Below are 12,432 nucleotides of genomic sequence, written 5' to 3'. Positions count from 1 at the left end.
GAGCCAGGTCCGCGGCGGCGACACACCGACCCCTTCACCAAGGTCTCCCAGACCGGCTCCACGACCTCCCTCCCCTCCGCCGACAGCGGCTGGGCCGGTGAGATCTCGCTCGACCTCGACATGGTCAGCGCGACCTGCCCGAACTGCAACATCCTCCTCGTCGAGGCCAAGTCGGCGTCGGACGCCAACCTGGGCACCGCGGTGAACGAGGCCGTGAAGCTGGGCGCCAAGTTCGTCTCCAACTCCTACGGCGGCTCGGAGTCCTCCTCCGACACCACGTACGACACCTCGTACTACAAGCACGCGGGCGTCGCCATCACCGCGAGCGCGGGCGACGAGGGCTACGGCGCCGAGTACCCGGCGGCCTCCCGCTACGTCACCGCGGTCGGCGGCACCAAGCTGTCCACGTCCTCCAACAGCCGCGGCTGGACGGAGTCCGTCTGGAACACCAGCTCCACCGAGGGCACCGGCTCCGGCTGCTCCGCCTACGACGCGAAGCCGTCCTGGCAGACCGACACCGGCTGCACCAAGCGCATGATCGCCGACGTCTCGGCGGTGGCCGACCCGGCGACCGGCGTCTCGGTCTACGACTCCTACGGCTCCGACGGCACCGGCTGGAACACCTACGGCGGCACCAGCGCCTCGTCCCCGCTGATCGCCTCGGTCTACGCCCTCGCCGGCACCCCGGGCAGCAGCGACTACCCGGCCCAGTACCCGTACAACGCGGCCGGCACCTCGGCCCTCAACGACGTCACCAGCGGCAGCAACGGCACCTGCTCCACGTCGTACTTCTGCACCGCGAAGTCCGGCTACGACGGCCCGACCGGCTGGGGCACCCCGGAGGGCCTGGACGCCTTCTCGGCGAGCTGAGCCGACCGGACGGACCGCGCACGAACCTCCCCGTCGGGTCACGGGGAGCCGCCCTGAATGAGGAGGACGTGGGGTCTCCTCGGCGGCAGAAAAGGGAAACGGGTCACGGCAGCCGGCCGCGGCCCGTTCTCCCGTTCTGCCACGCAGAGAAGCGGTGCACAGCACAACGGGGTTCCGGATCACGTAGAGGTCCGCACCTGTTCCGTGACTCCTGGGCATTGGCTTGGCCTACGGGACGCAAAGTCTCCGTCAGGCCGTGCTTAGAGCACGTAATCACCCCTTCCCGGAGGACCGTGGACCGGGAAACCCTGTCGGACGTTCGTATACGCGACCGGGGGAGCGGGATGAGCGGGCAGTTCGGTGTCGACCCCGACACACTGAGGGACCTGGCGGGCAAGTTCGACCGGGAGGCGAAGGACCTGGCCAAGCCGGTCGGGGAGTTCGCGGCGAGCGCCTCCGAGATCGGGCAGGCGTTCGGCCTGCTCGGTGTCTGCGACGGCGCGGCCCAGAAGTACCAGCAGCTGCTCGACCACACGGTCAAGGCGCTCGGGAGCCTTCCGGACGTGCTCGGAAGCGACGGGGACCGGCTGCGCGTCAACGCGACCAACTACACGGACTCCGACCGGACCGCCGTCGGCTACCTCCAGGACGCGGCCCGGAGGGGGGCGGCTCCGGCATGAGCGTCAACAGCTGGATCGACGGCAAGGTGCTGGACATCCTCCAGGCCTTCGGTGTGGAACTCCCCGGCGGCAACGGCGACACCCTGCGGACCATGGCCCGTGCCTGGGACACCATGGGCAACGAGCTGCTCGATGTCGTCCACGCCCTCGACGTGGCGATCGCGGGCGTCGACAAGCAGGGCTGGCACGGCGAGGCCCGGGACGCCTTCGAGCGGCACTGGGAGGAGCAGAAGCAGGTCATCAAGCAGGTCGCGGCCAACTTCCACCAGGTGGCCGACGGGCTGCGGGCCTATGCCACCGAGATCGACGGGATCAACGAGGAGATCATCGACATCTGTGTCGAGATCGCCGAGATGGAGATCGCCGGTGCCGCGCTGTCCTTCTTCACCGGCTTCCTCTCCGACCTCGTCGCCAACACGGCCGTGGCCACCCGGGTCGCGAGGATCGTGGACCTGGTCAAGCTGTTCACCTCGGCGGCCGAGAAGGTGACCGCCCTGCTGGGGAAGTTCGCCGAGCTCAGCGAGGAGACGGCCGCCACCCTGGAGAAGGTGCTGACGACGGTGGCCAGGATCACCGCGGGCTTCGCCAAGAAGGGCGCGGAGAGCTTCGTCACCAACTTCACCGCCGACTCGGTCAGTCTGATGGCCAACCAGGCGGTCCACGGCCAGCCGGTGACGGTCGGGGACGACCTCACCTCCGGCAGCCGCGCGGCCGCCGGTACGGCCGCCTTCACCGCGGTCGCCGGAACCGCGGGAGGGCGCCTGGAGGGCACGATGGGCGACATCCTGCGCGGCGACGGACTCCTCGGCACCACGGTCAACGGCGCGGCCGGCAATGTGGCGGGCGGTCTCAGCGCCGACCTGATCGCCGGCCAGGACCCCTCGACGATCGGCCAGGACGCGCTCACCAACGCGGCCACGGGCGCCTTCGGCAACGCCCAGAACCACGGCGTCAACCACGCGCTGGAGGAGCACGGCAGCCTCGGCGGGGAGCACCTGAGCGAGCAGGGCGAGCTCGCCGACGCCTCCTTCAAGAACACCGTGGGCACGACCCTCAACACCGGTGTCTACGCGGCCGGTTCCGGCATCGAGTCGGACATCCAGGACCTGACGAAGAACGAGAACGACAAGTGATCCCTCCGACCGTCCTCGACCTCGCGGCCGTATGGACCCCGAACCCGGCCCACCCCTACACCTGGAGCCGGTTCTTCGGGCTGGCGGCCGTGGTCGTCGGCTCCGCGATCGCCGTCATCGGCCTGTACGCCGGCATCACCACCTGGCGTGGTCTCACCCCGGACCGCCGGCGCCGGCAGCTGCGGCCCATCGCCGTCATGGCAGGCGTCTTCCTGGTCCTCGGCGGGGCGATCGCCGCCTTCGGCGTCTGGCTGTTCTGAGCGCCCCGGTCACCGGTAACCCGTGCAACACCCGTGAGAAGCCTGTGTGTTGAGTAAAAGCCCAGACCGGTTTCGGTAAGCCGGAAGTCAGGATTCCACAACGGGTCTGGTTGTCGCGTACTCAACAAGAGATGGTCTTGGCGGGCCGCCGCCCACACGCACCCGCACCGCCCCTGTTTCAACCCCACTCAGGAGGCTGCACCTTGCGTACCACCACCCCCAACAGCCCCTCTCACAGAGGCGTCTGGCGCCGCGTGGGCACCGCCGCGGCCGCCACCGCCGCACTCCTGCTCAGCGGCTTCGGCACCGCCGTACAGGCCGACGCGGCCACCACCGCGTCCACCAAGGTGACCTACGTCTCTACCCCCTGTGCCACCCCCAAGCACAAGGGCGACCTCACCTGCAAGTCCTACCGTGTCACCGGCGGCCTCACCGCCTTCCAGAAGATGCAGGCCAAGAAGACCGGCATCACCCCGAAGGCAGCCGACGCCTCGACGCCCTCCGGCTACAGCCCGACCAACCTCCGGGCCGCCTACGGCCTGACCTCCGCCGCCGCCTCCAACGGCTCCGGCGAGACCATCGCGATCGTCGACGCGTACAACGACCCCAACGCCGAGGCCGACCTCGCGACCTATCGCTCGTACTACGGCCTGTCCGCCTGCACCACGGCCAACGGCTGCTTCAAGAAGGTCAGCCAGACGGGCTCGACGACCTCGCTGCCCTCCAGCGACTCCGGCTGGGCCGAGGAGATCTCCCTCGACCTCGACATGGCCTCCGCGATCTGCCCGAACTGCAAGATCACGCTCGTCGAGGCCTCCAGCGCCTCCTACGCCAACCTCGGCACCGCGGAGAACGAGGCCGTCACCCTCGGCGCCAAGTTCGTCTCCAACAGCTACGGCGGCTCCGAGTCCTCCTCCCAGACGTCGTACGACACCTCGTACTACAACCACCCGGGCGTCGCGATCACCGTCTCCGCCGGTGACAGCGCCTACGGCGCCGAGTACCCGGCGACCTCCCGGTACGTGACGGCCGTCGGCGGCACCGCCCTGTCCACCTCGTCCAACTCCCGCGGCTGGACCGAGTCGGTCTGGCGCACCTCCAGCACCGAGGGCACCGGCTCCGGCTGCTCCGCGTACGACGCCAAGCCGAGCTGGCAGACCGACACCGGCTGCACCAAGCGCATGGAGTCCGACGTCTCCGCGGTCGCCGACCCCGCCACCGGCGTCGCGGTCTACGACTCCTACGGCGTCACCGCCGGCTGGTACACCTTCGGCGGCACCAGCGTCTCCGCCCCGATCATCGCGGGCGTCTACGCCCTGGCGGGCAACCCGGTCAGCGGCACCTACCCGGCGCAGTACCCCTACGACTACGCGGGCACCTCGTCCCTCAACGACGTGACGAGCGGCTACAACGGCTCCTGCTCGACCGCGTACTTCTGCACCGCCGAGACCGGCTACGACGGTCCGACGGGCTGGGGCACGCCGGAGGGCATCGCGGCGTTCGCCAACTGACACCGCCTCGGAAAGCGAGCGGGCCCCGGTGGTTGCCGGGGCCCGCTCACCTTTTCCTCACCACCGCCGTGAGAACATCGTCTCGACCACTCACCCGATCAGCCGTCAGAAACGGCGCAGGTCATGGAAGGGGTCAACGACGGAACCACACGACTGGTTCCGCTCAGGCCTCATTGCCCGGCGTGACCTGCCGTGATACACAGAGTGACCGTACGTTCCATTCGTACGAAACCCGCCAACCAATGACGTCAAGTCGACATACGACGGCGGCATTGTCGGCGAGAATGAGCCTGACCTCTGCACACCCGCAGGGGGAACTGCGGAACTACCCACCAGGGGCGGTGACTTACATGCTCTTTGCGGCCGACAAGGGAGACATCAACACCATCATCGGCGGGATCGCTCCGGACTGGGGCCCCTTCGGCAGCCTGGGCAACGAGGCCAAGGTGATGATCGAGGTCGTGATGGCGGTGGCCATCCTGCTCTGCCTCGGCATCGCGGTCTGGGGTGCGGCCAAACAGCGCATCGGCGCGACCGCCCTCCGCGACACCTTCAGCGCGGAACAAGGCAAGGGCCTCATCATCGCCGGTCTGACGGGCGTATTCATCATCGGCTCACTGGGCACGCTCTTCACCATCGTGTACGGCATGGCCGTCTAGCAGGCGTTCTCTCCGGCCCTCCTACCCCACCCGCCCGTCGTGCCCACCGGCTGAGGTTGCGTTTCCCTGATGTCGAGTCACCACACCGCGCCCGCGCGGCTTCCAGCACGGCTACCGTCGTATGTCTACGAGGTGGAGAGGGCGTACGCGGCATGAGTCTCGACGACGAGCGCGAGGGCTCGGGCGGTTACGGGGGCACGGGCCAGACCCGCACCCGACTGCCCGACGCGGGCGGTGGCGACGTGTACGGCGGCGCCCGCAGAGGCGGCCGCTCGTCGTCCCGAGGTCTGGTCACGGTGGTGGGGGTCGTGGTCCTCCTCATCGCGGCGATCGCATTCGCGAACCGCGGAGGAGACGATTCCTCTTCGTCCGACGGAAACGGCGGGAGCAAGCCCGAGAGCTCGTCCACCGCGGCCAGCGGGACCAAGCCGGTGACGGGCAAGTCGGACGCGATCGCGACCGGGTACGCGCACGACCAGCAGGGGGCCCAGAGCGCCGCCGCCAACTACGCGGTGGCACTGGGCTCGGCCGACATGTTCGACAAGACCAAGCGGGACGCCATCCTCGCGACCGTCATCGCCCCCGCCGAGCTCGCCGACTTCCAGAAGGAACTCGACACCGCGTACAGCCCCGCGTTCAACAAGAGCGTCGGACTCAACGAGAACGGCTCCACCCCACAGGGCTTCACCTTCGTCTCCCGTACGAGCCCGATCGGCACCAAGGTCACCGCGTCCTCGGCCGACAGCGCGACCGTCGAGGTCTGGTGCAGCGGCCTCCTGGGACTCGCGGGCGTGAACTCGACCAACCCGGTCACCAACAGCTGGTTCACCAACACGGTCCAGCTCCAGTGGGCCGGCGGCGACTGGAAGATCGTCACCCAGTCCCAGAAGACAGGCCCGGCACCCGTCCCCGGTGACGACAAGGCCTCCAGCGCCGACGAGATGGCCAAAGCCGTCCAGGAGTACGGAGGGTTCACCTATGCCCGGTAAGCACCGCGTACTCAAGCTCACCGCCGCGCTGACGGCCGTACAGACGACGGTCGTGCTCCTGGCGGGCAACGCCTTCGCCGCGCCCTCGCCCACCCCGTCACCGAGCTCCGGCGACGACGCCTGCCGGCTCATCACCGGAGCCGCCCGGTCCCTGTGCGAGAGCGACCGCAACACCAAACAGAGCGGCGGGTCGATCAACAACGACCCGACCTCAACCCTCGACCCCCTCTCCTCCCTCGCGAAGGGCTGCGCCGAAGCCGCCTCCTGGACCATCAACAAGCTCAGCGGGGCCGTGAAGGACACCGCCAGCGTCGACTTCACCAACGAGAAGTTCCTCCAGCAGTACGCGGTCGTCTTCGCCGCCTCCACGATCCTCACGCTGCTCCTGTGGCTGCTGGCCGTCGCCAAGCGGGCCGTGCGGGGCGTCCCCCTCACCACCGCCATCTCCGAGGCCGTCGGCTTCCTCTGGCTGACCGTGCTGGCCTCCGCCTTCACCCCCCTGATCCTCTACACGGTCGTCTCCGCGGCCGACGGCGTCACCGACGTCCTCGCCAAGACCACCGGCAACCAGGCCGACACGTTCTTCGGCACCTTCTCCGGCGCCCTGAACAAGGGCGAGGACATCGGTGGCGGCCCGATCATGCTGATCGTGGTGTCCCTGGTCAGCATCCTCGCCGCGGGCGTCTTGTGGCTGGAGCTCGTCATCAGAGCGGCCCTGCTGTACGTCGGCGCCCTCCTCGGCACCGTCGTCTACGCCGGCCTCGTCGACAAGAACCTGTGGGGCCACGTGCGCCGCTGGGCCGGCATCATGATCGCCGTCATCCTGGTCAAGCCGATCATCGTCATCGTGCTCGGCCTGGCCGGCGCCCTGTCCTCCGACAACGGCCCGGACTCCTTCTCCGCCGTCGTCTCCGGCCTCGCCATCATCCTGCTCGCCATCTTCGCCAGCGCGATGATCTACCGCTTCGTCCCCGGCTTCGGCGACGAGATCGCCAGCGGCCGCAACAACCGCATCATGGCCGGCGCCGAGGGCAAGGCCGCCGCGGTCATCAGCTCCCCGGCCACCATGGTCGCGCAGGGCATCAAGACCCACAGCGCCCGCGCCAACGACAACGGGGGCGGCGGCCAGTCGTCCTCCGGCGGCGGCCCCCGCCCGGCCAACCCGGCCAGCGGCGGCGTCGCCGCCCACAGCAGCCGCTCCTCGAACGGTGGTGGCGGCGGATCTGTCCCCTCCGCCGCACCCGCGCCCCGTTCGTCGAGCCCGGTGAACACCCCGCACGCCAGCAACAGCCGCAACAGCAGTACCAACCGCACGGGAGGTGAAGGGCGTTGACGACCGAGTCCCACCTGTCCCATCCGGTCACGCCCCGCCGTACATATCTCATCGGCCGCGCCCGGCCGAACGCGATCGTCGGCCGCAACCGCGAGTCCGGCGAGATCGCGCTGATCATCGTGGGCGCGTTCCTCGGCATGATGTGCGGGCTCCTCGTCCCCGTCCTCTCCCTGCGCATCGTGCTGCTGATGGGCTTTCCGCTGCTGGCGCTGATGGCGGTCTACGTGCCGTACAAGCACCGCACGTTCTACAAGTGGTTCGAGATCAACCGCAGCTACAAGCGCACCCTCAAGCAGGGCACCCTGTACCGCTCCGGCGTCATGGAGGCCGGCACCCGCCTCGACGGCCGTGAGATCGAGATCGGCCCGCCGCCGGGCATCGGCCGCATCAGCTGGCTCGCGGCCCCCTTCGGCCCCGACGAGATCGCCGTACTCCTGCACGCCGACCGCCGCACGGTCACCGCCGCCATCGAGATCGAGGGGCCCGGCGTCGGCCTGCGCGACTCCGAGGACCAGGAAGCCCTCGTCGACCGCTTCGGCACCCTCCTCAAGCACGTGGCCAACGGGGACGGCTTCGTCACCCGTCTGCAGATGCTCGCCCGCACCCTGCCGGCCGACCCCGACGCCCACGCCAAGGACGTGGCCCTGCGCGGCGACGAGAAGTCACTGCCGTGGCTGCAGACGTCGTACGACCAGCTGCAGTCGATGGTCTCCACCAGCAGCGAGCAGCATCGCGCCTACCTCGTCGCCTGTATGCACTACAGCCGCGAACTAGCCGCCGAGGCGCAGGCGATGGCCCGCGCGGCCCGCCCGGCCGGCGGCCGCAAGGTCGACCGGGACGCGGGACTCGCGGTCGTCATGGCCCGCGAGCTGACCGACATCTGCTCGCGCCTCCAGGAGGCCGACATCCGGGTACGGCAGCCGCTCGGCCAGGGCCGGCTCGCCTCCCTCATCCACTCCATGTACGACCCCGACCACCCCATCGACCATATCCAGGCGATGACCAAGCGCAACGCCTGGCCGGCCGAACTCGACGCCATGGAACCGACGTTCCTCCAGGCGAAGACCCGGGAGTCGTCCACCCGCGCGCCCTGGTGCCACGCCACCGCCTGGGTGAAGGAATGGCCGATGACTCCGGTGGGCGTCAACTTCCTGGCGCCCCTGCTCGTCCACACCCCGGACGTCATCCGCACGGTCGCCGTCACCATGGACCTCGAACCCACCGAGGTCGCCATCGAACGCATGCTGACCGAGAAGACCAACGACGAGGCGGAGGCCAGCCGGGCCGCCAAGATGAACCGCACCGTCGACCCCCGCGACGTCGCCGCCCACAACCGCCTCGACCAGCGCGGCGAGGACCTGGCGAGCGGCGCGGCCGGCGTCAACCTGGTCGGCTACATCACCGTCTCCTCCCGCTCCCCCGAGGCCCTGGCCCGCGACAAGCGGACCATCCGGGCCTCGGCCGGAAAGTCGTATCTGAAGCTGGAGTGGTGCGACCGCGAGCACCACCGCGCCTTCGTGAACACACTCCCGTTCGCCACCGGCATTCGAAGGTAGGGGCCATAGCATGCGGGATCCGCTGTCCGTCCTCACCGACGCCTTCACGGCCTTCCTCTTCGGCAAGGTCGAGACGACCCGGCTCCCGGTGCGCACCTCCACGGGCCAGGCCCAGGCGGTCTATCTCCCCACCGCAGCACCGGGGTTGGGCGACTCGGGCGTGATCATCGGCCGCGAGGTGTACTCCGGCAAGGGCTACATCTACGACCCCTTCCAGCTCTACGGCCAGCAGCTCCCGGCCCCGCACTGGCTGGTCCTCGGCGAGTCCGGCAACGGCAAGTCGGCGCTGGAGAAGACGTACGTCCTGCGCCAGCTCCGCTTCCGCGACCGCCAGGTGGTCGTCCTGGACGCGCAGGGCGAGGACGGGGTCGGCGAATGGAACCTGATCGCGGAGGAGTTGGGGATAACCCCCATCCGGCTCGACCCGACAGCGGCTCTGGACCACGGAATCCGCCTCAACCCCCTCGATCCCGCGATCACCACGACGGGCCAGCTGGCCCTGCTCCGCACGATCATCGAAGTGGCGATGGGCCACGGCCTGGACGAACGCTCCGGCTTCGCCCTCAAGGTCGCGCACGCCTACGTCAACGAGACGATCGTCGAACGCCAGCCGATCCTCACCGACATCGTCGAGCAGCTACGGCACCCCGAGCCGGAGTCCGCCGAGGCGATGAACGTCGACATAGAGGACGTACGGGCGTGGGGACTGGACGTGGCCCTGGTCCTGGACCGGCTGGTCGACGGTGACCTGCGGGGCATGTTCGACGGCCCGACGACGGTCGGCATCGACCTGGACGCGCCGCTGATCGTCTTCGACCTGTCCCACATCGACCGCAACTCCATCGCCATGCCGATCCTGATGGCGATCGTCGGCGTATGGCTGGAGCACACCTGGATCCGCCCCGACCGGAAGAAGCGCATCTTCCTGGTCGAGGAGGCCTGGCACATCATCAACAGCCCGTTCGTGGCCCAGCTCTTCCAGCGGCTGCTGAAGTTCGGCCGACGGCTCGGCCTGTCCTTCGTGGCGGTCGTCCACCATCTGTCCGACGTGGTGGACGGCGCGGCGGCGAAGGAGGCGGCCGCGATCCTGAAGATGGCGTCCACCAGGACCATTTATGCCCAGAAGGCGGACGAGGCCAGGGCGACGGGTCGGGTGCTCGGCCTGCCCCGCTGGGCCGTCGAGATCATCCCGACCCTCACCCCGGGCATCGCCGTCTGGGACGTCAACGGCAACGTCCAGGTCGTCAAACACCTGATCACCGAGACGGAACGCCCGCTGGTCTTCACCGACCGCGCGATGACGGAGTCGTCCGCCGACCGCGAACTGGCCGACGACGCCCTGCGCGCCGCCGAGCTGGAGGCGGAGGAACGGGCGGCGGCCTTCGTGGAACAGCACCTGAGCGACTTCGACGGCACGTCCGAATCGACGGTGGCATAGCGGGAGGCGGACGTGGTGAGACCGGACGACCGACGGCCTCGACGGGACGATCGGGAGGGAGGACAGGGCGGCATCCCGGACGGGCTGTTGATCGGCATACTCGCCTTCCTCCTCGGCATGACCCTGCTGGTGTGGTCGGCGACGGGCCTGGCGGGCCTGTTCTCCAAGGGCGCCTGGCCGAAGGGGGTGACCTTCACCCACACCCCCGGGGCCATGCGCCAGCTCATCGGGCAACCCCACGACCTCACCGGCGCCTGGCCGAACACCCCGCCCGCACAGCTCTCCGGGTACGGGCTGTTCTGGGGCCTGTTCATCGGACAGCTGATGGTCCTGGTCGTGCTGACCGTGTTCGTCATGGGGACCTTCGCCCGCTGGCGGGCCCAGCGGCTGCGACGCCGCCTTGAACGAGCGGCGGCCATCGAGAAGGCCACGGCGGGCGCCACAACCCCGCAACCCGACCCGACACCACGGCCCACAGAGGTCTACGAGCCCCCGGTCCCCCACGAGGTACCGGTACCGCGGACCGAACCCGCCCCCGCCCCCGCCCAGCCGACCGCCGAACCGGACCGCTTCCAGACGGCCGTCCTGCACTACGGCTCCCCCGCGACCCGCCGGACCACCGCGACCCAGGCCGTCCGCGACGCGGAGGGCCCCGTCGTCGTGGTCACCTCCAACCCGGCGGTCTGGTCGGACACCAAGGACGCCCGCTCCAAACTGGGCCCGATCCTCCTCTACGACCCCACACACCTCTGCGACACCCCGGCCCGTCTCCACTGGTCCCCGACGTCCGGCTGCGAGGACAAGCAGACCGCGACCTCCAGAGCCGCGGCCCTCCTCGCCCCCATCCGCCCCACGGCCAAGCTGGACGAGACCCTCTCGGCCACCGCGGAAACGCTCCTGCGGACCTATCTCCACGCCGCCGCGATCGACGGCCGCACCATCCGCCATGTCCACCGCTGGACCCAGGGCAGCCAGATCCAGGACGCGGTCCGCGTCCTCCGTACGAACCCCAAGGCCTCCCCCGGCTCCGCGGGCGAGCTCGAGGCCGCCCTCACCGCCCACCCCGAACGCCGTGACATGGCCCAGGAGCTGACGAGCCGCGCCCTCTCGGCCCTCTTCACGGTCAACGTCCGCGAGGCCTGCACTCCCAACCGAACGGATGCGCTCACCTTGGATTCCTTCGTCGACGAAGGGGGAACCCTTTATGTGGTGGGGGAATCCATCGAGGACCCCAGGACCAACCCAGGCGCGATGCCCCTCCTGACGGCCCTCGTCTCAAGCGTGGTCGAGCGCGGCCGGCGCATGGCCGAACGGTCATCCTCCGGTCGCCTCGACCCACCACTGACGCTCGTCCTCGACGACATCGCCGCCGTGGCCCCGCTGCCCCAGCTCCCCGAGCTGCTGGCCACCGGAACGGAACGAGGCCTGCCGACCCTGGCCCTGCTCCGCTCCCGGGAACAGGGCAGGGCCCGCTGGCCGCACGACGAACTGCCGGTCTAGTCCGGGTCTAGTCCCGCTCCAGAGCGAACTCCAACTCGAGGTCCTCCGAGTCGTTCCCCAGCGGTACGAGGGTTCCCGTCGGGGTGAACCCCGCTCTGCGGTAGAAGGCCTGCGCCCGCCCATTGTCCTCATGCACGATGAGCCGCACCCGCTCGGCGCCCTGCGCCCAGGCCCACTCCAGACCGGCGTCGAACAGCACCTCGGTAAGCCCGATCCCCCGGTGCTCGGGCCGCACGAACACTCCTACGACATGCCCCTGCTTCCGCTCGACCGGAAAACCCGCCCAGTCCGTGGACCCGGCCTCCTCGACCAGGACGGTGAGAGTGCCGACCCACTCCCCGTCCGGCCCCTCGGCGATGATCTGCTGTGCACCGGACGCCCCCTCACAGGCGCCGGCGGCACGCTCCTGCCAGAAGGCGCCCGTGCGGGACGCCGAGACCAGGACCTTCACCGCCCGGCGAGCCGCCCCCGTCGCGGGCTCCGGCTTCGGTACGAACTCCTTC

11 protein-coding genes and 1 pseudogene are annotated in these 12,432 nt (G+C 69.6%); 11 read left to right on the top strand and 1 reads right to left on the bottom strand.

Annotated elements, in window-relative coordinates; genetic code table 11:
- From ABZT17_RS43705 to ABZT17_RS43655, 11 genes and pseudogenes are all read left to right on the top strand, one after another.
- A pseudogene (locus ABZT17_RS43705) lies at positions 1-870 on the top strand (peptidase S8); the annotation flags it as partial.
- 344 nt (positions 871-1,214) lie between these two features.
- Entirely contained in the window at positions 1,215-1,550 is a 336-nt protein-coding gene (locus tag ABZT17_RS43700) for a type VII secretion target (RefSeq protein WP_356357752.1), read from the top strand.
- Positions 1,547-2,683, top strand: coding sequence for a WXG100 family type VII secretion target (locus ABZT17_RS43695; RefSeq protein ID WP_356357751.1), 1,137 nt, complete (start codon positions 1,547-1,549; stop codon positions 2,681-2,683). Before ABZT17_RS43700 ends, ABZT17_RS43695 begins: the two co-directional genes overlap by 4 nt.
- A complete protein-coding gene (locus ABZT17_RS43690) occupies positions 2,680-2,943 on the top strand; it encodes a hypothetical protein (RefSeq protein ID WP_356357750.1) in 264 nt (87 codons plus the stop codon). Before ABZT17_RS43695 ends, ABZT17_RS43690 begins: the two co-directional genes overlap by 4 nt.
- Before the next feature lie 203 nt (positions 2,944-3,146).
- The gene (locus tag ABZT17_RS43685) at positions 3,147-4,454 is read left to right on the top strand and encodes a S53 family peptidase (RefSeq protein WP_356357749.1); all 1,308 of its coding nucleotides are present in this window, start codon (positions 3,147-3,149) and stop codon (positions 4,452-4,454) included.
- A gap of 350 nt (positions 4,455-4,804) precedes the next feature.
- Entirely contained in the window at positions 4,805-5,113 is a 309-nt protein-coding gene (locus tag ABZT17_RS43680) for a hypothetical protein (RefSeq protein ID WP_014673544.1), read from the top strand.
- Between the two features lie 152 nt (positions 5,114-5,265).
- On the top strand, positions 5,266-6,102 hold the full coding sequence (locus ABZT17_RS43675) for a hypothetical protein (protein WP_356357748.1): 837 nt from the start codon (positions 5,266-5,268) through the stop codon (positions 6,100-6,102).
- On the top strand, positions 6,092-7,435 hold the full coding sequence (locus ABZT17_RS43670; protein WP_356357747.1) for a hypothetical protein: 1,344 nt from the start codon (positions 6,092-6,094) through the stop codon (positions 7,433-7,435). The genes ABZT17_RS43675 and ABZT17_RS43670 overlap by 11 nt, the downstream gene beginning before the upstream one ends.
- A complete protein-coding gene (locus ABZT17_RS43665; protein WP_356357746.1) occupies positions 7,432-8,991 on the top strand; it encodes an SCO6880 family protein in 1,560 nt (519 codons plus the stop codon). The genes ABZT17_RS43670 and ABZT17_RS43665 overlap by 4 nt, the downstream gene beginning before the upstream one ends.
- 10 nt (positions 8,992-9,001) lie before the next feature.
- Positions 9,002-10,429 (top strand): ATP-binding protein, encoded by a 1,428-nt coding sequence (locus tag ABZT17_RS43660; protein ID WP_356357745.1) that lies wholly within the window; start codon positions 9,002-9,004, stop codon positions 10,427-10,429.
- A gap of 15 nt (positions 10,430-10,444) precedes the next feature.
- A complete protein-coding gene (locus tag ABZT17_RS43655) occupies positions 10,445-11,929 on the top strand; it encodes a type IV secretory system conjugative DNA transfer family protein (RefSeq protein ID WP_356357753.1) in 1,485 nt (494 codons plus the stop codon).
- 7 nt (positions 11,930-11,936) lie between these two features.
- Here ABZT17_RS43655 and ABZT17_RS43650 read toward each other — a convergent pair.
- The coding region (locus ABZT17_RS43650; protein WP_356357744.1) for a GNAT family N-acetyltransferase at positions 11,937-12,432 on the bottom strand (496 nt) is incomplete at its 5' end.

The organism is Streptomyces sp. NPDC005648, from assembly GCF_040605395.1.
In the GTDB taxonomy this organism is placed as follows: domain Bacteria; phylum Actinomycetota; class Actinomycetes; order Streptomycetales; family Streptomycetaceae; genus Streptomyces.
This window is presented reverse-complemented; position numbering and strand designations above follow the sequence as displayed.